Origin of the sequence: Methylobacter tundripaludum, assembly GCF_002934365.1 — a bacterium.
Lineage (GTDB): Bacteria > Pseudomonadota > Gammaproteobacteria > Methylococcales > Methylomonadaceae > Methylobacter_A > Methylobacter_A tundripaludum_A.
The window spans coordinates 287,301-311,150 of record NZ_PTIY01000003.1 but is presented as its reverse complement, the minus strand read 5'-3'; the positions used below and the strand labels follow the sequence as shown (position 1 = coordinate 311,150).

Annotated in this window: 21 protein-coding genes and 1 pseudogene; 16 read left to right on the top strand and 6 right to left on the bottom strand. The window is 48.2% G+C overall.

Annotation, left to right across the window (positions count from 1 at the left end):
• Positions 1-8: 8 nt before the first annotated feature.
• Positions 9-215, top strand: a complete 207-nt coding sequence (locus B0F88_RS05710; RefSeq protein ID WP_104422970.1) for a SlyX family protein — start codon at positions 9-11, stop codon at positions 213-215.
• An 86-nt stretch (positions 216-301) separates the two neighbouring features.
• Entirely contained in the window at positions 302-1,402 is a 1,101-nt protein-coding gene (locus tag B0F88_RS05705; RefSeq protein ID WP_104422969.1) for a phosphotransferase, read from the top strand.
• Positions 1,403-1,606: 204 nt separating this feature from the next.
• Here B0F88_RS05705 and B0F88_RS05700 read toward each other — a convergent pair whose 3' ends face one another.
• The 3 genes from B0F88_RS05700 to B0F88_RS05690 form a co-directional block, all read right to left on the bottom strand.
• Positions 1,607-2,716: a hypothetical protein gene (locus tag B0F88_RS05700; RefSeq protein WP_104422968.1), complete on the bottom strand. Its 1,110-nt coding sequence runs from the start codon at positions 2,714-2,716 to the stop codon at positions 1,607-1,609.
• A gap of 108 nt (positions 2,717-2,824) precedes the next feature.
• Positions 2,825-3,187, bottom strand: a complete 363-nt coding sequence (locus B0F88_RS05695; RefSeq protein WP_104422967.1) for a hypothetical protein — start codon at positions 3,185-3,187, stop codon at positions 2,825-2,827.
• Between the two features lie 99 nt (positions 3,188-3,286).
• Positions 3,287-3,838, bottom strand: coding sequence for a Smr/MutS family protein (locus B0F88_RS05690; protein WP_104422966.1), 552 nt, complete (start codon positions 3,836-3,838; stop codon positions 3,287-3,289).
• A gap of 74 nt (positions 3,839-3,912) precedes the next feature.
• Here B0F88_RS05690 and surE point away from each other — a divergent pair, with 74 nt between their 5' ends.
• The 4 genes and pseudogenes from surE (at position 3,913) to B0F88_RS05675 (ending at position 7,402) form a co-directional block, all read left to right on the top strand.
• On the top strand, positions 3,913-4,668 hold the full coding sequence (surE, locus tag B0F88_RS05685; protein ID WP_104422965.1) for a 5'/3'-nucleotidase SurE: 756 nt from the start codon (positions 3,913-3,915) through the stop codon (positions 4,666-4,668).
• The gene (locus tag B0F88_RS05680; protein ID WP_104422964.1) at positions 4,665-5,327 is read left to right on the top strand and encodes a protein-L-isoaspartate(D-aspartate) O-methyltransferase; all 663 of its coding nucleotides are present in this window, start codon (positions 4,665-4,667) and stop codon (positions 5,325-5,327) included. The genes surE and B0F88_RS05680 overlap by 4 nt, the downstream gene beginning before the upstream one ends.
• Before the next feature lie 458 nt (positions 5,328-5,785).
• A pseudogene (locus B0F88_RS19645) lies at positions 5,786-6,091 on the top strand (response regulator); the annotation flags it as partial.
• 114 nt (positions 6,092-6,205) lie between these two features.
• The gene (locus B0F88_RS05675) at positions 6,206-7,402 is read left to right on the top strand and encodes a tetratricopeptide repeat protein (RefSeq protein ID WP_258076571.1); all 1,197 of its coding nucleotides are present in this window, start codon (positions 6,206-6,208) and stop codon (positions 7,400-7,402) included.
• A gap of 264 nt (positions 7,403-7,666) precedes the next feature.
• On the opposite strand, the gene fusA is transcribed toward B0F88_RS05675, so the two are convergent.
• On the bottom strand, positions 7,667-9,751 hold the full coding sequence (fusA, locus tag B0F88_RS05670) for an elongation factor G (RefSeq protein ID WP_104422962.1): 2,085 nt from the start codon (positions 9,749-9,751) through the stop codon (positions 7,667-7,669).
• 849 nt (positions 9,752-10,600) lie between these two features.
• On the opposite strand from fusA, the gene B0F88_RS05665 reads away from it, so the two are divergent.
• Entirely contained in the window at positions 10,601-12,097 is a 1,497-nt protein-coding gene (locus B0F88_RS05665) for an HDOD domain-containing protein (RefSeq protein ID WP_104423013.1), read from the top strand.
• Here B0F88_RS05665 and aat read toward each other — a convergent pair.
• A complete protein-coding gene (gene aat / locus B0F88_RS05660; RefSeq protein WP_104422961.1) occupies positions 12,094-12,819 on the bottom strand; it encodes a leucyl/phenylalanyl-tRNA--protein transferase in 726 nt (241 codons plus the stop codon). The two genes, B0F88_RS05665 and aat, sit on opposite strands and share 4 nt — an antisense overlap.
• 99 nt (positions 12,820-12,918) lie before the next feature.
• Positions 12,919-13,872: a thioredoxin-disulfide reductase gene (gene trxB / locus B0F88_RS05655; protein WP_104422960.1), complete on the bottom strand. Its 954-nt coding sequence runs from the start codon at positions 13,870-13,872 to the stop codon at positions 12,919-12,921.
• A 200-nt stretch (positions 13,873-14,072) separates the two neighbouring features.
• Here trxB and B0F88_RS05650 point away from each other — a divergent pair, with 200 nt between their 5' ends.
• The 9 genes from B0F88_RS05650 (at position 14,073) to B0F88_RS05610 (ending at position 23,815) form a co-directional block, all read left to right on the top strand.
• Complete coding sequence (locus B0F88_RS05650) at positions 14,073-16,346, top strand: DNA translocase FtsK (protein WP_258076566.1); 2,274 nt, start codon at positions 14,073-14,075, stop codon at positions 16,344-16,346.
• A gap of 256 nt (positions 16,347-16,602) precedes the next feature.
• Positions 16,603-16,992 carry a CBS domain-containing protein gene (locus tag B0F88_RS05645; RefSeq protein WP_181049839.1) on the top strand — a complete coding sequence of 130 codons (390 nt, stop codon included), beginning with the start codon at positions 16,603-16,605 and terminating at the stop codon, positions 16,990-16,992.
• Between the two features lie 206 nt (positions 16,993-17,198).
• Entirely contained in the window at positions 17,199-18,254 is a 1,056-nt protein-coding gene (hrcA, locus tag B0F88_RS05640) for a heat-inducible transcriptional repressor HrcA (RefSeq protein WP_104423011.1), read from the top strand.
• A gap of 66 nt (positions 18,255-18,320) precedes the next feature.
• Positions 18,321-18,929, top strand: a complete 609-nt coding sequence (gene grpE, locus B0F88_RS05635) for a nucleotide exchange factor GrpE (RefSeq protein ID WP_104422958.1) — start codon at positions 18,321-18,323, stop codon at positions 18,927-18,929.
• 71 nt (positions 18,930-19,000) lie between these two features.
• Complete coding sequence (gene dnaK, locus B0F88_RS05630; RefSeq protein WP_104422957.1) at positions 19,001-20,929, top strand: molecular chaperone DnaK; 1,929 nt, start codon at positions 19,001-19,003, stop codon at positions 20,927-20,929.
• A gap of 290 nt (positions 20,930-21,219) precedes the next feature.
• The gene (dnaJ, locus tag B0F88_RS05625; protein ID WP_104422956.1) at positions 21,220-22,356 is read left to right on the top strand and encodes a molecular chaperone DnaJ; all 1,137 of its coding nucleotides are present in this window, start codon (positions 21,220-21,222) and stop codon (positions 22,354-22,356) included.
• A gap of 3 nt (positions 22,357-22,359) precedes the next feature.
• Entirely contained in the window at positions 22,360-23,163 is an 804-nt protein-coding gene (gene dapB, locus B0F88_RS05620; protein ID WP_104422955.1) for a 4-hydroxy-tetrahydrodipicolinate reductase, read from the top strand.
• Between the two features lie 203 nt (positions 23,164-23,366).
• On the top strand, positions 23,367-23,627 hold the full coding sequence (locus B0F88_RS05615; RefSeq protein WP_104422954.1) for a DUF4258 domain-containing protein: 261 nt from the start codon (positions 23,367-23,369) through the stop codon (positions 23,625-23,627).
• Positions 23,624-23,815, top strand: a complete 192-nt coding sequence (locus B0F88_RS05610; RefSeq protein WP_104422953.1) for a DUF2283 domain-containing protein — start codon at positions 23,624-23,626, stop codon at positions 23,813-23,815. Before B0F88_RS05615 ends, B0F88_RS05610 begins: the two co-directional genes overlap by 4 nt.
• Positions 23,816-23,850 lie beyond the last annotated feature (35 nt).

The following is a 23,850-nucleotide window of genomic DNA, read 5'->3' as shown; positions in this document are numbered from 1 at the left end:
GCCGCCTTATGAACGATGAACGCATAATCGAATTGGAAATAAAAGCGGCTTACCAGGAAGATTTGCTGCAAGCCTTAAACAAGATAGTCGCCGGACAACAGCAACAGATAGACCGCCTGGAAGCGACTTGCACAATGCTCAACGAGCGTATTAAAAGCCTGTCTGCCGAAGGTGCGGGCGGCGAAAATGCCGAAGAAGTACCGCCGCATTATTAGCTATTGTTGGACCAATAAGTTTTTGTATTGCTTCCCACTATAGCTCAAATCAGTATACAGACCCGCATCAAAAGCCAGACATAACAATGAAACAAAGCATTCTCGCAAGCCGGCCTGGCGATTTAACGGTTGCCTGGGCTCAGCAGGTTGTCGACAGACATGATGCCGACACCGCCGTTAGCAACGTGGATGTTGTTGCTGTTGACGTCGGTACGACTACGCGGGTTTGCGTCGCCGTCGAGCATGACGGCCCGGACAGCCTGCCGAGCCGGTGGTTTGTAAAACTACCGTCATTGGCGTGGCGGGCGAAGACGATTACCGCTTTGCCGCAGCTGCTGCATACCGAAGTGCGTTTTTATAATGAATTGGCGCAGAGCGTGCCTCTTAACAAGCCTATTTGTTTGGCGGCGCAAAGCCGGTTTGGCTGGGGGGCGACGCTGGTGCTTGCCGATGTTGCGGAGTTTGACGGTATCGCCAGCGCCGCCAGCGATACCTTGACATTTGAGCAAGCGGTTTTGGTTGTCGAACAGCTTGCCCACTGTCATGCGCGGTTTTGGAACAGCGTGAATAATGACCCAAATTATCGCTGGTTGGCGGGGCCGGTTCGGGTTTTGGAAGATTTCCTGGGTACGGTTCTGGCGGTACCGTTGATGAAACGCGGTTTAAGGCAGGCAGGGACGCTTATACCTCCTGTTCTGCATGCGTCCGCCGTTCAGTATGCCCGGCATCGCCGTTCGGCGATGCGCTTTCTTTCCGATGCGCCGCAAACGCTGGTTCATCACGACTGTCATCCCGGTAATTTATTCTGGAACAAGGACAGATCAAAGGTTGGTTTTCTTGACTGGCAACTGGTCCGTGTCGGCGAAGGCGTCAGCGATGTGGCTTATTTTCTGTCGACTGCGCTTAGTCCTGAAATGCGCAGGCTTCACGAAGCGGAGTTGCTTGCCAAGTATGCTCAAGCGCTGGCGGATAATGGGGTGGCCGGCGTTGATAATGACCTGCTGATGCAACGATACCGCGTCCATCTTGTTTATGCTTTCGAGGCGATGATCGTCACGCTCGCTGTGGGCGGCATGATGAATTTGGATTGCAACCTGGAACTGATACGCCGAACGGCGGCGGCTGTAGAGGATCTTGACGCTTTTTCGGCCGTGCGGATAAAAGCCCTTGGTGGGAGGAGTTTTTAGCCCCCAGATATTTAATAGCGTGTAGGATGACGGGACAAGCAGCCGGTTTTGTTGGTTGCTTGTCCCGTCAGGATTACCCTGTCTCACCAGTGCTTCGGACCAATGTTCTTCTTATTCGTATGCGAAGCTAACGGTAAAGCATATTTTTTCACGGGTCCCGAATTTTGCCTGTGACGCGTTGTAGGTAACCGGAGAATTGCCTTATTATCCCGTATTATTTGCCCCACTATCCGGTGGTGTTGGTGTAGCCGGTCGCGGATTTGTTGGTGGCTTGGGCGCCTCTGTAGCGGAATCTGGGTTGCTAGGGCTTGATATAGTTAACGGCTTGGGTTCGGCTTTTATTTTGTCCTTGGCGTAGGTAATGAGGCGGTCAAAGATGGAGAAAGCCAGTTCGACGTTATATCCCAACAAAAAGGCGAACAGCAGCAGGTTCATTCCGATCTCGTCGATCTTGTCTGAAGAGTACAGCAATGGGCCCATTACACCGAGCAAACCTCCCAATAGGACGCGCATACTGTAGCGTCCGGGCCATGATGGTATGTAACTGTTGCTGGTAATCTGGTTTATTGTATTTCGAGCCAGGTAAGCGATAGCCCCCAGAAAACCCAGGAGTAGGGGGAGCAGGAGAACGTTGAGTAATGCGGCGACAGCTTTTACGGTTTCTATAATGACTTTGGGCTGTAATTGGGCGCTATCGGATGCATTATTTTCGGCATCCTGTTTTGGTGAGCATGTGGATATAAAATCAATTAATTCACACGCCTTACGTGCCGACAACAATGTTTGGTCTTCATTCATTTTCTTTTTCGCAAGAATGGAGAGCAGCGGCTCGGATTTCTCGTCAGCGTCGTTTTTTGCGGTTCTCGCCGTGGATTCAGATTCTTTTAGGCTGATGTATTCTTTGTCCAGTGTATCGATATTAGTGATGGTTTTTTCCAGAACGAGGGAATAGCCCTGAGCCAACACGAAAAGAACAACAAAAAACACCAAAAAACCAAGCAATCCTTGCAGTTCTCCCTTAACGCCTCTTATCCTGTTTTTTCGATCTTTATTCAAGTCCTCCGCTACCTCCAGGCTTTCGGGTGTAACCGGATAGAGTAATATTGATAATTCATTGTAAGTCGACCATAAGTCTATTCGTTCTTGGGGCGACAGATCTTTTATGTTTTTGTGTAACAGCGGGATTGTTCTGCCTATGAATTCGTCTTTTAAGTCGAGGTCGGGTTTTTGCACTGCAAAGTGAAGCAAGTGTCCCAAATGTGTTTGCGCTTCTTCCAGGAGCTCTTGGTGGATTATATCGGTATCGGCCGTCATTGTTGTTTCCTCTCTTGATGCTGAGGCGAAGGAATGGGGAACGGAGTAGCCTGGCATTGAAGGCCACTGCCTGATGTTATTTCTTCTGGTATGGCGAAAAGTGAGCGGTTAATGCCCCCCTTTCAGCAACAAAGGATCAATCAAAGGCGTCCCCTCAACCTCAATCCAGTTTTGACCGTAAATGCCGGGAAAGTACCAAGAGTGCGTGGTAACCACGCCGTCAAGTAAAGCGACGGCTCCGGGTACGCTTTCGATAGCCTTATCCATCGCTTCCTTGGCGCTTGGAAATCCGGTAGGGAAGATGACGAAGATATGCTTTCTATCCTCACCCTTAACCCGAGCCGGAGACCGCTTGAAATCCGCTCCTTTCGACAGATCAATGTTTTTTGACGATATAGCGGTGAAGTCGATGACTCTTTGCGAGCATCCAGATAAGAGCAAGACGCTTATAATTAAAAGTATTCTGTTCATGTTATTTTACCCATTGAGCTTAAAAATGAGACTCGAGTATAGTCTATTCCTAGCTCTTGTCCAGAGTCGACAAAAGGCGGCAATCCATGCCAAATGGCTTTACGCATCATATTTTTCCGACAGCTGGAGTAACACAAAAACCGCTCCTGTTCCGCCGTCTTTCGGTGGTGCGGAGCAAAAGGCCTGAACGTCTTTGTGTTGTCTCAGCCATAAGTTGAGATTGTTTTTTAATACGGGGTGGTTGTCCATCGAGCGATAGCCCTTGCCGTGGATGATATGCACGCAGCGGCAGCCGTCTTCTACGCAGTCATGCAGAAAATGCAGCAATTGCCGTTTTGCTTTATTGCTGTTCAGGCCATGCAGGTCGATTTCGGCGTCCAGTCCAAACTGGCCTTTGCGCAGTTTTTTCAGGACGCTATGCTGCAACCCTGGCGCCGCAAAACTCAGCGAGTCTTCAATACCTACGTTTTCAACATTAAAATCGGCCGCGCCGTTTAGGTGTTCCGCTACATTAACGGTCTGTGATTTAGGGTAGGGTTTGGGCTTGTTACCTTCTGTTAATAGCACTTTATCGCTTTTTACAGTCTGTACTTTACCGATAGTTTGACGAAATAAATCGCTGTCTTCTGGAGTAAGTTTTTTTTTTGCCACGAGAGCTGATTTTGTTGTGTATTGTTGCTAATATGATTGATTTTATAGCTTAATTAGCTTCAGGGCGATTGATAATGCATATTTTATTGAGTAATGACGACGGCTACCTGGCCGAAGGTCTTATTGCATTAGCCAATGCATTGCGCGGGCATGCCGAAATTTCGGTGGTGGCTCCCGATAGGAACCGCAGTGCAGCGAGTAATTCTTTGACGCTGGAAATGCCGTTGCGCGCCCATGCCGCGGATAACGGCTTTACTAAAGTTGACGGGACTCCTACCGATTGCGTGCATTTGGCAATAACCGGCTTGCTTGAAAATGAGCCGGACATGGTCTTTGCCGGGATTAATCATGGCTCAAATTTAGGCGACGATGTGCTTTATTCGGGTACGGTTGCGGCCGCAACCGAGGGGCGTTTTTTAGGCCTGCCTGCCGTTGCCATTTCGTTGGTCGGGAGCAACCCTCGGCATTTTGATACCGCCGCACATGTTGCGGTAACGCTGTTACGGCAATTGATTGCTAATCCCTTGCCGCGAGACACTATTCTTAATGTCAATGTGCCGGATGTCGTTATTAACGATTTAAAGGGTTATCAGGCAACCCGGTTGGGACAGCGGCATAAGTCGGAACCGGTCGTCAAAAGCGAAGATCCTCGCGGCCGGATGATCTATTGGGTAGGGCCGCCAGGGGGGGAGCAGGATGCAGGTCCCGGAACTGATTTTTACGCCATTAATGCGGGCTTCGTATCGGTTACGCCGTTACAGGTGGACTTGACGCGGTATGAGCGGATCAATGATTTAAAAGTGTGGCTGCCCAAGGAGCATGATTTATGATTCAAAGCCTGCAAGGAATAGGTATGACCTCTTTGCGCACCCGTGAGCGTATGATCAACCGGTTAATCGAGCAAGGTATCAGCAGCAATAAAGTTCTGGAGGTAATGCGCAATACGCCCAGGCATATTTTTATGGATGAGGCTTTAGCCAGCCGGGCTTATGAAGATACCGCGCTGCCGATCGGTTACAACCAGACGATTTCCCAACCTTATATCGTCGCAAAAATGACCGAACTGCTGTTGGCGTCGTCAGGCCGGTTAACCAGAGTATTGGAAATAGGGACCGGCTGTGGCTACCAAACGGCAATTCTGGCGCAGCTGGTCGATCATGTTTATTCCGTTGAAAGAATCGCCCCGTTACAGAAAAAAGCCAAAGACCGTCTATGGGATTTGAAGCTCAAGAATGTCAGTTTTCTGCACAGTGATGGCGGGTGGGGGTGGCCGGACCATGCGCCGTATGATGGTATTTTAGTGGCCGCTGCGCCACCTGAAATACCGGAAATGCTGTTGCAGCAAATGGCTGTCGACAGTGTGATGGTTATCCCGATTGGTAAGGGAGGCAGTCAACGATTACAGCGAGTAACGCGGACGGAAAACGGTTATGAAGTTGAGAAGCTGGAGCCGGTTGTCTTTGTGCCTTTCTTATCAGGAAGAAAATAAATGTGTTTGTAAGCCGACTGACAAAATCTTGCGATTAGCCCAAATATCGGCATATCGCTAAGCATTCGAGTGCGATAAGTTTAGCGGAATCCTTGGTTTTCCCGATGTCGTCAGATGTCAGGTCGGCGGCTATAGATTATTCCGGTTCGATAAAGCCTTTCGTTTTGTGCTGTTGGCCGCGATAACGTCGGTTTTTCAGCGTGAGCTATCAAAAGTAGCCGCCCCACTTATTGTCTAGGCTAGGCGAAGCCCAGATTCCTGGTCTCGTCCTGAGATGTACTCTTTAACTGTCAAAATCTTTAATTACAGCAGTGACATAAAAGGCTGCGTAAATATGTGCTACGGTTTGTATTTTTAATCTTTTGAAGTTATTGATGACGGTTTTCGCGTTATTTTTGCGATGAAGTCGGCAATTATAAGATTTTCCATATGCCAATTTAAGGTTAATATCGGTTTTTATGAAATTTGACTCAAAAAAGATTCTGGTGGTCGAAGATCAGGCGATCATACGGGAAACCATTAAGCACATACTGTATTCGTTGGGGGCGCGGCATATCGTTGAAGCGGGAACCGGCATTAACGGAATCGTTGAAATGAGGCGCAGCCAATTCGATATTGTCCTCTGCGATTATAATCTTGGCGACGGGAAAAATGGTCAACAGGTTCTCGAAGAAGCCAAGCATTTTAAGTTGTTGCCGTTTAATGCCATTTTCATAATGATTACCGTTGAACACAGCAAGAGCATGGTGCTTAGCGCTCTCGACTGCAAGCCCGATGATTATCTGATAAAGCCTTTTAACCGGTTGCAATTGTCAACCCGGATCGAACGATGTATTACCCGCAAGGAATATCTTGTCAGTATCGAACGCGAAATAGACATGGGCAATATTTACCAGGCGATACAAAACTGTGAAAAACTACTTCAGCAAAGCAATAAAAAAACGCACTTACATGTATTAAAAATACGTGCTGAACTAGCGCTTTTAATTAGGGATTTTAAGTCGGCCAAAAGAGTTTACCAGGAAATACTGCAAGAAAGAGACTTGCCCTGGGCTAAGTTGGGTTTGATTATTATCATTTTCTTGGATGGTAATTATACGCAGGCTGTAGAGTCTCTTAAGCAGTTCATTCAGGAATATCCTATGATGTTGGAAGCTTATGACTGGCTGGCGAAGGCGTATGAAGCTTTGGGAGATGATCAGGAAGCATTGGCCGCGCTTAACCGGGCGATTGATATTTCACCTCAAACTATCTTAAGGCAGCAGCGGCTGGCCTCCTTAGCCGATAAGATTGAAAATATCGAAGTTGCAAAAAAAGCCTATAAAGCCGCTGTTAATTTAGGTAAGCATTCTGTTTATGGCTCATCCAATGATTTTTCGGGTTTGGCTAAAGCTCATTTAAAGTCCAACTCAGCCGGTGATGCGCTAAAAATATTGAATGAGATGAACAAGAGTTTTTTTAATGATCCCGACTCAAGGCTTAGGGCGGCCATATTGGAAATCGAGATCCAAAAAGCAAAGAATAACGGCGTAGTGGCGCAGAAGCCTTATGAAAAAGCATTTAAATTACATGAGCAATTCGGTAAACAAATATCCAGAGAATTGCGTTTGGAAATGGCGCAAATCAGTCATCTGAGCGGGGCCGGTGAAATTGCGGATGAAATTCTTGAAGATTTAATTAAAACTAACATTGATGATAAGCCTTTTATTGCAGACATCGACAAAATGTGCAGTACAGTTATCGGCGATAATTATGGGGGAAAATTGGTCGCCCGGATAAAGCAGGAATTAGTTGATATTAATAATCAGGGCGTCAAATTATTTAAGGAAGGTAAGATTAAAGAGGCTCTTGCTATTTTTGAAGATGCTATCGAAAAAATGCCTAATAACCAGACAATCACGTTAAATATGCTGAAAGTCATTATTCATGATTTGAAAACATCCAAACCTGATCCTAAAAAATCCATGCAGGCCCAGTCCTACATTAATAAAGCCATTCAGATAGGCATTGCCCATGACCAAATTGGCAGTATCCAACTGGAGCTGGATAATCTGCAGTACACTCCATCAAGCTAAAAAACAAGGTTAGCGACAAAGAGCCGGAGCAAGCTTTGCAGTTCGAAAGACATTCGTAGAATGAATGGCAAATTCATCTTAATGCTTTAATTTTATAAGAAATTACAGTGCGCATCGATCTTTCGGATAACTCGGCGGCGGGGGTATATTTTGCCTGTATTGGCTGTGAATGCGGCAAATACAATGTTGGGGGGATTGCGGAGTGAACGGGTCCGATGGGGAGGGCGTAACCGGGCGGACAAGCCGCCCGGCGTAGCTTTCAACTTATTTCTTTTTATTGCGTTCGTTTACTTCTTTGATAACTTCGTCCGCCACGTTTTTCGGGCACGGTAAATAGTGCGAGAATTCCATAGAGAATTGGCCGCGGCCAGAAGTCATAGTGCGTAAGTCGCCGATGTAGCCGAACATTTCGCTCAGAGGTACATCTGACTTAATACGAACACCGGTTGCGCCTGCATCCTGAGACTTGATCATACCGCGGCGACGGTTAAGGTCACCGATAACATCGCCCACATGATCAGCTGGCGTAAAAGTATCAACTTTCATGATTGGCTCGATCAATTGCGGACCCGCTTTGGGGATCGATTGACGGAAAGCCGCTTTCGCCGCAATTTCAAACGCAATCGCAGATGAGTCAACCGCGTGGAAAGCTCCGTCGGTTAAGATAACTTTAAAGTCCAAGCAAGGGAATCCGGCCAGAACGCCTTTATCCAGCATGCTTTTAAAGCCTTTTTCAACGGCAGGCCAGTATTCGCGCGGCACGTTACCGCCGGTAACCGCTGATTCAAACACAAAACCGCTGCCTGGCTCGCCTGGCTCGATGATGTAGTTGATCTTGCCGTATTGACCTGAACCACCTGATTGTTTTTTGTGGGTGTATTCGTCTTCAACCGGCTTGGTGATGGTTTCGCGGTAAGCCACTTGAGGCTTACCGACGATAACGTCAACGCCGTGAGTACGTTTCAAGATATCAACTTTAATATCAAGATGCAGTTCACCCATACCTTTAAGAATGGTCTCGCCGCTGTCTTCATCGGTTTCAACGTGGAAAGACGGATCTTCCTGAATCATTTTGCCCAGCGCGATACCCATTTTTTCGGAAGCCGCTTTGTCTTTCGGTGAAATCGCCAGTGAGATAACGGGATCAGGGAAGACCATCGGTTCCAATGTTGCGGGGAACTTAGGATCGCACAGCGTATGACCGGTTTGCACGTTTTTCATGCCCAATACCGCAACAATGTCGCCCGCTTGAGCCGAATCAAGTTCATTACGGGTATCGGCATGCATTTCCACAATACGGCCGATACGCTCGGTTTTGCCGGTAAAGGTATTCAGTACGGAAGTGCCTTTTTCCAGTTTGCCGGAGTAGATACGCAAGAAAGTTAAGGCGCCAAAGCGGTCGTCCATAATCTTAAATGCCAGCGCGCGCAGCGGTTTGTCCGCATCAACGATAGCAAAGGTGCCTGTTGGGTTGCCTTCCAGATCGACTTCCGGCTGGGGTTTAACTTCTGTCGGGCAAGGCAGGTAATCGATAACCGCATCAAGCACCAACTGTACGCCTTTGTTTTTGAAAGACGAGCCGCAGTAAGTTGGGAAGAAATCCAGGTTAATCGTACCTTTGCGGATACAACGCTTAATGGTGTCAATATCAGGTTCTTCGCCTTCAAGATATTTTTCCATGACGTCGTCATATTGATCGGCAACTTGGTCAATCATTTTTTCGCGCCATTTTTCGGCATCCGCCACCATGTCGGCAGGGATGTCTTTGATTTCGTAGTTCATTGGGTCGCCGGAATCATCCCATATCCAGGCTTTACGGGTCAGCAGGTCGACGACGCCGGAGAATTGGTCTTCAGTGCCGATAGGCAGAGTCATAACCAACGGCACGGCGCCGAGTACGTCTTCAACTTGCTTAACCACGCGATAGAAGTCGGCGCCGATGCGATCCAGTTTATTGATGTAAATAACTCGCGATACTTCAGAATCGTTAGCATAACGCCAGTTGGTTTCCGATTGGGGTTCTACGCCGCCTGAACCGCAGAAAACGCCGATACCGCCGTCAAGAACTTTCAGTGAGCGATATACTTCGATAGTAAAGTCAACGTGTCCAGGGGTGTCGATGATATTGAAACGATGGTCTTTCCAGAAACAAGTTGTCGCAGCGGACTGAATGGTGATGCCGCGCTCCTGCTCCTGTTCCATGAAGTCTGTGGTTGCCGCGCCATCGTGTACTTCACCGATTTTGTGGATTTTACCGGTAAGCTTTAAAATCCGCTCGGTAGTCGTTGTTTTACCGGCATCGACGTGAGCGAAGATGCCGATATTTCTGTAATGCGCTAAATCTGTCATGTTTTTACTCTAAAGTTGGGCATAAAAAACTTTTTTGGTGACCGCTCTCGGTAAACGTTCAAATAATGAGTGTTCACTGAGGACTCGTACCGGGGCAGTGGGCTACATACCATAACCGCAGTCACACAACCTAAGACCGCGGTGGCGGTAGCCATCGGAATGGATGAAATGCGTCGGATACATGCAGGTAGCTCAAAGCCGAGTGAGGTGCATTTATTGGGGTCACCATCGCTGCTCACTCGTCCAGCTTCGAAAGTCGGCTATTTTAACCTAAAAAACTTTGTAAAAACATAGAAAACCCATGTGTTGTATTGTTGTAATACCAAAATGGCCGTATCTGTTTGCTTATTTAATGTCAATATACTGAAAAAGGGCAAGCCCGAAAGCTTGGCGGCACAGTCCCCAATGTTTTTATATGCGTGAGGACAGCTTGTCCGATGTCTGTATATTATGTGGCAATAGTTCTGGCATTGTTGAACATCAAGGGTAGGTATAGGATATTATTTGACGTTTGAACTAAAGTCATCAGGGTATCGAGCTAATGTTTAACAACGCTTTGGCGCGATGTTGCATAAAACCGGGGCAAATTTTATCTGTCTTGCATCTATCGCTAATCCGCCGTCAAAACGGCGCATATTGATACGAAGTTGTTGGAGATCAAAGAAATTGTGATCATGTCTATTTCCGCCATCACCAGAAAAGATTTTTTGAAGGCGCCAGCAACCAACTCGTTATGAAGCATAATTCGCGTCACAATTTGAATTATCATGATAATTCAAATTGTATCTTTGCCGGCAGGGGTAGATGTCGCCCATCTTGGCAGGGCTTAAAAGTATTACAGGTGAACAAATGACATCAAAGAACGACCTTCTAAGTCTCGAAAAAATGGAAATGGCCTTGGAAGTGGTTCCTCCCAAAATCATATCGGAACCTCTTACTCTTAATGAGTGGACGCATGTGCTGTGTACGGAAGAAATGCCGATATTTTCCAATACGGCGCTCAGCATCCATGATATTTTGAGCGATGATAGAAAAGGCGCTATGGAGCTGGCCTCTGTTATTTTGCAGGACCCGAATCTGACGGTTAAATTACTAAAAATCAGCAACACCCCCCATTACAATCCAACGCGTCAGAAAATGGTTACCGTGTCACGAGCCATTATTATGATCGGTTCCGAGGTGATTCGCGAACTAACGCTGGTTTGCTCCTTTTTGGAATCCATTCTGTCCGCGACTAACAGGCGCCAGGCTAATGAAGAAATCGCCCAAGCTATTCATGCTGCGGTACACGCAAAGTCTATAGCGCTTGCGACCAACGATTCATCGCCGGAAGAAGTTTTTATTGCCACGTTGCTTAACCATATTGGCAGGATCTCTTTTTGGTGCTTTTGCGGAGAACAGGGAGAGCGCATTCAAGCTTTGATAAATAAAGGAAATTGCAGCCATGAAGCAGCGGAAAAGAAGGTGCTCGGGTTTACATTGGCAGAGCTGGGCGTTTCTTTAAGCAAGGCCTGGAAATTAGGCGGTTTGATTGAAGAAGCGATTAAGCCGGGCGTTTTGTCCAAGAAACCCAGGGTTGAATTAGTCGAATTAGGATATGAAATCACCGAGGCATTGAAAGAGGGTGCCGGTTCAAGAAAATATCAGACTTGTGTCAGGAAAATTGAGACGCTTACCCATCAATCCAAAAAAGTTATCAATGAAAAGCTGCAAAACAACACCAGTGTTGCGGCTGATATAGCCTGTCAATTTGGGGCTACTGACGCTTCTATGCTCATTCAAAGCCGCCTCAATCAATTTGTTGGCTTGGACGAATTGTCGCCGGTTATTGATAAAAAACAGCTGCAACTTCAGATCTCGCAGGACATTACCTCAATAATAAGCGATCGGATTGACATTAATCTGTTACTGGAAACGGCGCTTGAGGGGATCCACCGGGGTATCGGCATGGATCGGACTATTTTTTCTTTGTTGGTTGCCGACAAGCAGTCTCTTAGAGAAAGGCTGTCTTTGGGCTGGCGTAAAGAAACCTATGAGCACAAGGTCGTTTTCAATATTTCAGAAACGCCGCCCAATCTCTTTTTTCATGCGCTGTCCGGTACCCAGGCTTTTTGGGCTAAACCTTCGGTTAATTCCAAGTTATACACACTCAGGGATATTAATGTGATTGGAAAAAACGAATGTTTCATTATGCCGATTTTTTCCAACAAAATGCCGATCGGCTTAATTTATGCCGATCGCGGGATTAATGAGCAGCCGTTAACTGAAGAAGATTTTAATGCCTTTAGATATTTTGCCCAGCAGGCGAACATAGGTCTGACCATCTATCGGATACAACGCAGTTAACCGGGACAAGAGCCGGGGCGGCGGCCATCTAACCTTTGCCAGGCAGACGGCGCGGCCGGAGCGTCGCAGTATCGATCGAGTAAGACGGTAAAATAATCCCGGTCAATCTCCTCGGCGCCGAAACTTTCCAGGTGCCTTGTATGCACTTGGCAGTCTATCAATTGGTAGCCCCAGGACACAAGCTGTTTAACCAAGGTGGCGAAGGCCGCCTTGGAAGCGTCGGTTCTGGTGTGAAACATGGATTCGCCAAAGAAAACCCGGCCCAGTGCAATGCCGTATAACCCGCCAACCAGTTCATCGTCAAGCCAGGTTTCAACCGAATGGGCAAATCCGGTTTGGTGCAGTTGCCTATAAGCCGCTTTGATTTCCGGCGTTATCCAAGTGCCGGCAGCATCTTTGCGGGGATCTGCGCAAGCCGCAATAACGTCATTAAAAGCCTGGTCGATGGTTACGGTAAAAATATTTTTACGCAGGGTTTTGCTTAAACTGCGGGAAATAACCAGTTTATTCGGAAACAAAACCAAGCGGGGATCGGGCGACCACCACAAGATCGGTTCGCCGGGGTTGTACCAGGGAAATATGCCGTGCCGATAGGCGTTCAACAGCCGGCTTTGGGACAGGCAGCCGCCGACGGCAAGCAAGCCGTCCGGTTCGCGGAGGGCTCTATTTGTCGAGGGAAAATCTTGTTCGGGGTTATTCGGATCGAGAACAGTCAGTTGCATTTTTGAAAGGCGAAAGGCGAAAGGCGAAAGGCGCAGGGCGAAAAAAGACAGCTCTGCGTTGGAGCGCGGTTTATTCGCCTTTAGCCCTTTGTCTTTCGCCTAATTTAATTCATCAAGAAATTTTTCCGCATCCAGCGCCGCCATACAGCCTGCGCCCGCCGAAGTAATGGCCTGTTTGTAAACGGAATCCATCACATCGCCCGCAGCAAATACGCCTTCAACGCTGGTTGCAGTCGCGTTTCCGTGGATGCCGCTTTTGACTTTAACGTAGCCGTGCTCCATCTCCAGTTGCCCTTCAAAAATACCGGTGTTGGGCGTGTGACCGATAGCGATAAACACGCCATGCACATCCAGTTCCTTGGTCGAACCGTCCTGGGTGTTTTTGATTCTGAGGCCGGTAACGCCCATGTCGTCGCCCAGTACTTCATCCAGTTGGTGATTCCATTCGATCGCGACATTGCCGTTTTGCGATTTTTCGATCAGCTTGTCGGCGAGGATTTTCTCGGAACGGAACCTGTCGCGGCGATGCACGACAATGACCTTCGAGGCGATATTGGATAAATAAAGCGCCTCTTCAACAGCCGTATTGCCGCCGCCGATGACCGCAACGGGTTTGTTCCGGTAGAAAAAGCCGTCGCAGGTGGCGCAAGCCGAAACGCCCTTGCCTTTGAAAGCTTCCTCGGATTCCAGCCCCAAATAACGTGCCGAAGCGCCGGTTGCAATAATCAGCGCGTCACAGGTATAAGTGCCTGAATCGCCGGTTAACGTAAATGGGCGAGCCGACAAGTCAGCCGAGTGTATGTGATCGAAAATGATCTCGGTCTTGAAGCGTTCGGCGTGTTTAAGCATTCTTTCCATCAGGGCAGGCCCTTGCAGGCCTTCAACATCGCCGGGCCAGTTATCCACTTCGGTCGTCGTCGTCAGCTGACCGCCTTGTTGCATGCCGGTAATGATAACCGGATTCAGGTTGGCTCGTGCGGCATAGATTGCGGCAGTATAGCCGGCGGGGCCGGAACCGAGAATCAAAAGGCGGCAATGTCTGGAATCACTCATTAAAAAATCCTTTGCAGGGGCAAGACAAAGAATTAATTATGAAGACGAAAGCGGGTTTCGTAAACTGTTTTATCGGCATAGACCGAGGTTAATTATAGAAATGCGAGCTGAGGTTTATTGCGGATATTATTAATGCTATACCTATCATTATTGATCTATAATCATGTTTTGTTAGTAATTTATGTGACGAGTTGTTGAATATGGCTGCTGTGATGGAAGAAAAACCCTTTCGCGGTTTGCGAGAAGTTGCTTTATTAGGCTTCATCGCAGGCGCATTATTTTTTTTAATTTCGCTGATCACGTTTAGTAACGAGGATGCGGGTTGGACGCATAGCGGATCAGTACAGACAGTCTCTAATGCTTGCGGTGTTTTTGGTGCATGGATCGCTGATTTTATGCTCAGCTGTTTCGGCTTGGCCGCTTATCTGTTTCCGGTCATTATTTTCTGGCAAGGTTATTTGATCTACACTCAAGGCAGACAAGGTCGGGAAAAAATGGTTGTCGTGCTGCAATGGATAGGTTCTATAGCGACCATTGTTTCAGGTGCTGCGTTATTGAATTTGTATCTGTTGAGAATTGGTATTGAACTGCCCAGCAACACCGGAGGTATTTTAGGTCAGGAAACCGGTAATGCATTGCTGGTAGTCCTCGGCAATTCGGGGGCGACTTTATTTTTATTGGTGGTTTTGTTGGCCGGAGTCACCTTGGTTACCGGAGTGTCATGGATCGCGTTAATCGATGCTATCGGCAAATATACGGTATGTATATGCCGTTTTTTTTGCAGCAGCGTTCTGGGCTTATTGCAGGATCGTTCAGCCAAGCGCGCTCAGATGCCGGTCAATAATCCTGTAAAATCGGAACCTAAGAGAAAGGTCAGCGCCAAAGCTATATCAATTATCGAAAAACCGGTAGAGAAACTGGCAAAAAACAATCCATCGCCCAAAAAACAGCCAGCCGTTAAATATGACGCCAGCCAGGGGGTTTTGCCTTCCTTGGAGTTATTGGATCATCGCGACACCCGTGTTATCGGTTATTCGCAAGCCGATTTGGAAGAAATGTCGCGCTTGGTGGAAGATATTCTGGCCGATTTTAACGTCGTCGTCTCCGTGGTCGGCTTTCATCCCGGCCCTGTTATCACCCGTTTTGAATTACAGCCTGCGGCAGGGGTTAAAGTCAGTCGAATCAGTACGCTGTCTAAAGATTTGGCCAGAGCTCTATCGGTGACCAGCGTGCGTATCGTTGAAATCATCCCCGGTAAATCCGTAGTCGGTCTTGAAATTCCCAATCGTGAGCGGGAAATGGTGACCTTGCGCGAGTTATTGGTGTCGGCACCGTTTGAAAAGTCCAAATCCCTGCTGACGCTGGCGATGGGCAAGGATATTTCCGGTACGCCGATGGTTGCCGATCTCGGCAAAATGCCCCATGCATTGGTCGCAGGCACCACGGGTTCCGGTAAATCGGTCGCCATCAATACGATGATTCTGAGCCTGCTTTATAAAGCGACGCCGGAACAGGTGCGCTTGATCATGATAGACCCGAAGATGCTGGAATTATCGGTATATGAAGGTATTCCGCATTTGTTGACGCCCGTCGTGACCGACATGAAGGAAGCCAGCAATGCGTTACGCTGGGCGGTTGCCGAAATGGAAAGGCGCTATAAATTGATGTCCAAAATGGGCGTCAGGAACCTTGCCGGATTTAATCAACTGGTAGAAGACGCGACGGCACGAGGCGAGACTATCAGGGATCCGATGTTTCAAATGATCAACCCGTTGGAAGAAGGCGAAGAATATCCGACCTTAAGCACCCTGCCCAGCATCGTCATCGTCATCGACGAGCTGGCCGACATGATGATGATTGTCGGCAAAAAAGTTGAAGAGCTGATCGCCCGCCTAGCGCAAAAAGCCCGTGCGGCGGGTATCCATTTGATTTTGGCCACGCAGCGCCCGTCGGTCGACGTATTGACCGGACTGATCAAAGCCAACGTGCCGACCCGGATTTCATTCCAGGTGTCGTCACGCATCGACTCGCGCACCATTCTCGATCAAGGCGGCGCGGAAACCCTGCTGGGCAACGGCGACATGCTGTTCTTACCTTCAGGCACCAGCATTCCGATCCGTGCTCACGGCGCTTTTGTCGATGACCATGAAGTGCATCGCGTGGTTGAGTTCTTAAAACAAACCGCGCCGCCTAATTATCTGGAAGACATCACCCGGGAACCTTCCGATTCCAGTGATGGCTATAGCATGGGTGGCGGTAATGGCGATGCCGAAAGCGACGCCTTGTATGACGAAGCCGTGCAGTTTGTCACGGAAAGCCGTAAAGCTTCCATATCGAGTGTGCAACGGCGGTTCAAAGTTGGCTATAACCGCGCGGCAACCATGATTGAAGCTATGGAGGCGGCCGGCGTAGTAAGTCCTGCGGAAAGCAATGGCTCGAGAGTTGTACTGGCGCCGCCGCCAGTACGAGATTAACAATAAATTTTGCGTGTGGGGAGTTGATATGGTGCTTATGATGGCGGATTCTCCCCAGCGTCATCGTCAGTGCGTTCTCCTTGGCAATCAATGCCCGTCAGGTCGGCGTTTCTTTGGGCACGGGTATTTTTGCAACGGATTGCATTGGACTAAGGTGTAAAACCGGTGTAATCATGCTGGGTATTAGATGAAACGGTATTATACGGCAGGTCGGATGCGTTGCGGCTTTCTGGTTTTATGTTAGGCATTAATGTTTATGGATAGACCAATATCATTATTAATGAATAGACATATCACGACAGTAGATATGAGCGAGACTATTGATATGGTTGAAAAAAAGATGGATGCAAACAAGTTATCGTGTTGTGCGCTCGTTGTTGATTCGAAGCAACGTTGCTTTGGTGTTATCACTTATCCGGATATTGTGCATTTTTATGAAAAGGGGAAAAATCCCAAAGCTGAACATGCTTGGGAATTGTGCACGCATAAAGTCATCGCTGTAAATCCTGATACATCCGCCAGAGAAACCGCCACATTAATGTTAGAACACAAAATTCATCACATTGTCATACTGGAAAACCAGCTCATAAAAGGCGTCGTTTCATCAATGGATTTTGTAAGAGAGTATTTGAAGCAAAACACTTAGCCTGTCGTTTTACAATGTTTTGGTTGGGTAAAAATAAAATCGGCGGGAAAGATGAGCGGATGGTTTTGATATGACGCGACTGGCATATCAAGGAAATATAAACATTAACCGGTTTTTAGGTTTATTGACAATAGGTTGATGAGCTGATAATTTGCCTCGCTGGCACTCGTGTTAATGGAGTGCTAAATATGGTCGCAGAGGTAAGTGTGGGTAATACGCAAGTTTTAAATGAGCGGTCGCTACAGCTTTTAAAAACGCTGGTCGAGCGTTACATCAGTGATGGTCAGCCTGTCGGTTCGCGGGCTTTGGCAAAAGATTCGGATTTAAATTTAAGTCCGGCAACGATTCGCAATGTGATGGCCGACCTGGAAGATCTGGGGCTGGTGCATTCACCGCATACTTCGGCAGGGCGGGTGCCCACGGTTAGCGGCTACCGTTTGTTTGTCGATACCTTGTTGACGGTTAAGCCGCTGGAATCGAAAGATTTAACTCGGTTGCATCAGGGCTTGTCGGTAAGCGATGACAGCAATGATATGATCGGCGTCGCATCGAGACTGCTGTCGGAATTAACGCAGATGGCCGGGGTGGTGACCTTGCCTAAAAGAGAGCTGGTGTGCTTGCGGCATATCGAGTTCCTGCCTTTATCTCATACCCGCGTGTTGGTTATTTTCGTTACCAACGAGCAGGAAGTTCACAATAAAATCATCCATACCTCCAAAGTATTCAGTTCCGCCGAATTACAGCAAGCGGCCAATTATTTAAACTCGATTTATTCCGGCCGTAGTCTGAATGCGGTGCGCAAAGCCGTTTTAAAGGACTTGCAAGACGATCAGGAGCGCATGAACCAGGGCATGTTGGATGCGGTAAAAATGGCGCAATTGGCGTTCGATCGGGACAATAAAAAAGACGATTATGTGCTGACCGGCGAAACCAATTTAATGGGGTTTTCCGAATTGTCGGATATGGAACGGCTAAAAGGGCTGTTTGAAGCATTCAGCCAAAAGCAGGGCGTTATTCATTTGTTGGATCAGTGCATGAAAGCCGAGGGTGTACAGATTTTTATCGGCGAAGAATCCGGTTATCGGGCTTTCGATCATTGCAGTCTGGTGACCTCGTCGTATTCGGTCAGCGATGAAGTGGTCGGTGTTCTGGGCGTGATCGGGCCGACGCGCATGGCCTACGAGAAAATCATTCCTTTTGTCGATGTGACGGCGAAATTGTTGGGGGCCGCCTTGAATCCGAAATCAACGACCCCACTATAAATAATATCCATTTTCTTGTGCCGTCCGGCATGGGTATTAATTTTAAATATTAAGGAGCTATGAATAATGAGTACTGATCAGGAAGCGCCTGGATCTCAGGTTAAAACTGAAAGCGAAACGGTTGCAGAACCGCATACCGAATTAGCCGAGCACGAGCCTGCGATTGAAGAGTTACAGCAGGCATTGGCCCAGGCTGAGCAAAAAGCGCAGGAGAACTGGGACAAAGCGGTTCGCGCGCAGGCGGAGATGGAGAACCTGAAAAGAAGAACGCAAAAGGATTTGGAAGACGCACATAAATTCGCTCTAACGGGTTTTGCCAAGGAATTATTGCCCGTATTAGACAGTCTGGTGTTGGGATTACAGGCGGCAACAGGCGATAGCGAGGAAGTGAAAAAATTCCGCGAAGGCAGCGAATTAACGATTAAACAGTTCGAATCAGTATTTGCAAAATTCAAAATTGAAACGATAGATCCGATCGGCCAGCCTTTTAACGCCGAGTTGCATCAGGCCATGGCCATGCAGGCGGTGGAAGGCGCCGAGCCGAATACGGTGGTTAACGTTTTTCAAAAAGGCTATACGTTGAACGGACGTTTGCTCCGTCCCGCGATGGTCTTGGTTGCCAAAGCAGCCGAAAAAAAGCCGGCGGATATTCCCAGCATCGATGAACAGGCTTGAAATCAAATAAAGCAGCCTTATATCTGTAACAACTTTTACTTTTTTAAATAAATTCAAGTCTGGAGAACTCAATGGCTAAAATAATCGGCATAGATCTAGGAACAACAAACTCGTGCGTTGCGGTGTTGGAAAACGGCGTCGCAAGAGTGATTGAAAACAGCGAAGGAGCGCGTACTACGCCTTCCATTATCGCTTTTACCAGTGACGATGAAGTATTGGTAGGGCAGTCGGCAAAACGTCAGGCGGTTACCAACCCGAAAAATACCGTATTTGCGATCAAACGTTTGATCGGCCGTCGTTTTAAAGACGATGTGGTGCAAAAAGACATCAAAATGGTGCCTTATAAAATCGTCGAAGCCGAAAACGGCGATGCCTGGGTTGAAGTGCATGGCAAAAAAATGGCGGCTCCCGAAGTTTCGGCGCGCGTCTTGATGAAACTGAAAAAAGATGCCGAAGCCTATTTGGGCGAAGAAGTCACCGAAGCGGTTATTACCGTACCGGCTTATTTTAACGACTCGCAACGTCAGGCGACTAAAGACGCCGGCCGTATCGCCGGACTTGAAGTTAAACGTATCATCAATGAGCCGACCGCATCCGCATTGGCTTTCGGTATGGACAAACCTAAAGGCGACACCAAAATCGCGGTCTATGACTTAGGCGGCGGTACGTTCGATATTTCGATCATTGAAATCGCCGAAATAGATGGCGAGCACCAATTCGAAGTGTTATCGACCAACGGCGATACCTTTCTGGGCGGTGAAGATTTCGATTCAAGAGTCATTGAATTTCTTGCGTCGGAATTCAAAAAGGAAAGCGGTGTAGACCTGCATAACGATCCATTGGCCTTACAGCGTTTAAAAGAAGCGGCGGAAAAAGCCAAGATCGAATTGTCTTCAAGCCAGCAAACCGATGTGAACTTGCCTTACATTACTGCGGACGCATCAGGTCCTAAACATTTGAACGTTAAGTTGACACGCGCCAAGCTGGAGTCGCTGGTTGAAGAGCTGATTAATCGCACTAAAGGCCCATGCGAAATGGCCTTGAAAGACGCGAAGTTATCCGCATCGGATATTAACGACGTGATTTTGGTCGGCGGTCAAACCCGTATGCCGAAAGTTCAGGAAATGGTTAAAGCCATTTTCGGCAAAGAGCCGCGCAAAGACGTTAACCCCGATGAGGCGGTGGCTTTGGGCGCGGCGATTCAGGCGGGCGTTCTGGGTGGTGAAGTTAAAGACGTGTTGCTGTTGGACGTTATCCCTTTATCGCTGGGTATCGAAACAATGGGCGGCGTAATGACCAAGCTGATCGAGAAAAACACCACGATCCCAACCAATGCATCGCAGGTTTTCTCTACCGCGGACGACAATCAAACGGCAGTAACCGTTCACGTACTGCAAGGCGAGCGTGAAGTCGCATCGGCGAATAAATCGTTGGGTCGTTTTGACCTGTCCGATATTCCGCCCGCACCGCGCGGCGTGCCGCAAATTGAAGTCGCATTCGACATCGATGCCAACGGTATTTTGAACGTGTCGGCCAAAGACAAGGCGACCGGCAAAAAACAATCGATTGTGATCAAAGCGTCCAGCGGTTTATCGGATGAAGAAGTTGAACGCATGATTAAAGATGCCGAAGCGCATGCTGACGAAGACCGCAAGTTGACGCAATTGGTGGCGGCGCGCAACCACGCCGACGGAATGATTCATGCGACTGAAAAATCATTGAAAGAACTGGGCGATCAAGTCGGCGCCGATGAAAAAACCGGCATCGAACATGCGATTGAAGCACTGAAAACTGCGGTTAAAGGTGACGATAAAGCGGAAATTGAAGCCAAAACTCATGATTTAACCGAGTTGTCAGGCAAACTGGCTGAACGTGTTTACGCACAAAAATCGGCGTCGGAAGGTGAAGCGTCAAGCTCGCATGCTTCTTCGGAGCATGCTGCGGACGACGGCGTTGTCGATGCCGAGTTTGAAGAAGTCAAAGACGACGATAAGAAGTAAAATGCAGGTATGGGGTAAGATATATCCCCCTATGTATTAACTTAATGCATAAAACCACAAAGGACACGAAGTTCACGAAGAAAAAGCTTTGTGTTCTTCGTGTCCTTTTTCTGGTTTATTAATCATGGATTATTGATCAAGTAAACGGACTTTTAAGTCGATGCGCAGGGCGCATTACCCCAGTGACATTGCCGTAAAGCAACATAACCGTCTTTTATCCTCTTCACGGGGTATCCGGGGCAATATCAGACAATGATAATCACCAAAATTTAACAAAAGAATATTGAACCATGGCAAAAGAAGATTTTTACAAGCTTCTCGGTGTAGACAGAAACGCCAGTGATGCAGAGATTAAGAAAAGCTATCGCAGCAAGGCGATGAAGTATCACCCGGACAGGAATAAAGACAACCAGGTAGAAGCTGAGGCCAAGTTTAAGCAGATTAAAGAAGCTTACGAAGTTTTATCGGACCCTAAAAAACGTTCCGCTTACGACCAGTTCGGCCATGCCGGAGTCGATGCATCGATGGGTGGCGGACGTGGCGCCGGCGGATTCGGCGGATTCGGAGCCGGTGAAAGTTTCAGCGATATATTCGGCGATATTTTCGGCGGAGGCAGGCAGCGGAGCAGCGTCCAGCGCGGCTCGGACCTGCGGTACAACCTGGAATTAACGCTTGAAGAAGCCGTATTCGGCACCGATGCCAAAATCCGAGTGCCGGTGCTGGTTACCTGTGGCGAGTGTAGCGGTTCAGGCGCTAAAAAAGGTTCCAGCCCTATTATCTGTTCAACCTGTCACGGCCACGGCCAAGTCAGGATGCAGCAGGGCTTCTTCTCGGTACAGCAAACCTGTCCGACCTGCCGTGGTTCCGGCAAACAGATCAAAGATCCTTGCGGCGTGTGTTACGGTCAGGGCCGGGTTCAGGAAAATAAAACCCTGTCCGCAAAAATCCCGGCAGGCGTCGATACCGGCGATCGCATACGCTTGGCCGGCGAAGGCGAAGCCGGAGAGCACGGCGGGCCGGCAGGCGATCTATACGTTCAGGTTCAGGTAAAAGACCATGAGATTTTTACTCGAGATGGCGCGAATTTATATTGCGAAGTGCCGATCAGTTTCCCCACCGCCTGTTTGGGCGGAGAGCTGGAAGTGCCGACCTTGAACGGCAAAGTGCTGTTGAAAATCCCCGCCGAAACGCAAACCGGAAAGCTGTTCAGGCTACGCGGCAAAGGCGTGAAGCCGGTCAGAGGCGGAGCCGTCGGCGATTTGTTATGTAAGGTGCAGGTTGAAACGCCGGTACATCTGACCAAAGAACAAAAAGCATTGGTTGAGCAACTCAGCGAATCCCTGTCCGGCAGCGGCAAACACCATAGCCCTCAAGAATCCTCATGGACCGATGGCGTAAAAAGCTTTTTCGACAAATTAACAGGATAAGTCATGATGCGTATTGCTGTAGTAGGTGCGTCCGGTCGCATGGGTCTTTGCTTGATCAAGGCGGCGGCGTTGGCTAAAAATGCCGAATTGGCCGTTGCGGTCTCCCGTCCCGAGAGTCTTGCGATAGGCAGGGACGCAGGCGAGCTGGCAGGCATCAGCGTCGTCGGCGTTAAAGTCGTCGATAACTTGGCGTCCGTGGTCGATCAATTCGACGTGCTGATCGATTTTACCCGCCCCGATGCGTCAATGGCTTTTATCGAGACTTGCCGCGAGGCCGGAAAAAAGATCGTCATCGGCACCACCGGCTACAGCGACGCGCAAAAAGCCCGAATCAGCGAAGCGGCTAAAGACGTGGCGATAGTAATGGCGCCCAACATGAGCGTCGGCGTCAACCTGTCACTTAAATTGCTCGAAATGACCGCCAAAGTCATGGGCGATTACACCGATATTGAAGTGATCGAAGCCCATCACCGGCATAAAGTCGATGCGCCGTCCGGCACCGCATTACGCATGGGCGAAGTGATAGCCGACGCGTTAGGCCGGGATTTGAAAGAGTGCGCGATTTACGGTAGGGAAGGCAATACCGGCGAGCGCGACCGGCTTACCATCGGCTTTTCAACCATACGCGCCGGGGACATCGTCGGCGAACACACCGTGATGTTTGCCGACGACGGCGAGCGGGTGGAAATCACCCACAAAGCCACCAGCCGGATGACCTTTGCCAACGGCGCGGTCAGGGCGGCGGTTTGGCTGGCCGACAAGGGCAGTGGTTTGTACGATATGCAGGATGTTTTGGGGCTTTCTTGAGCCTGAAAAACATTTTGTCCACGAAAAACACAAAAAGCACGAAAATTTTCAAATAGATGAATGTCGGTCGGGTTAGCGTAGCGTAACCCGACATATCGAAGCGACAAATGTCGGGCTAAACAGCATGCCTAAAGTTATTGACGCGGAAACACGGCGGCGGGTAGCATGAAAACTCACCCAGCAAATAAACAGTCGGTTAAACCGTGCATAGTCAACGCTTCAATAAAATTATTCACGTAACGGAACATGCTCAAAAACGCATGATTGAACGTGATATTTCGAAGGAATTGTTAAGTGACCTTATCGAAACAGGGCGGTTAAGCTATAAAGACGACAAGCATGCATGGATAGCAAAGTGCTATCAACATCGAACCGATAACTTACTTTGTGCCGCAGTGGTCATGGATCAAGCGATTATTGTTAAAACAGTGATGTATCACTTTAGTTTCGAGAATGAATTATGAAAACAATCTACTATCCTGAAGACGATATTTTGGAACTTCATTTTAGCGACAACCCTATCGTTAGAGAAACAACGCAGGATTGGAATGTTGTTTTGTCTTACGATGCTAATAATCATCTTGTGCAGATGGTGGTGTTAGAAGCCAGTGTTTCCGGGCTGTTGCCTTTGCAAGAACAGAGAGCGGCATAGTTTCTTTATCGATGGAATTTAAAAAAGATAGTTTT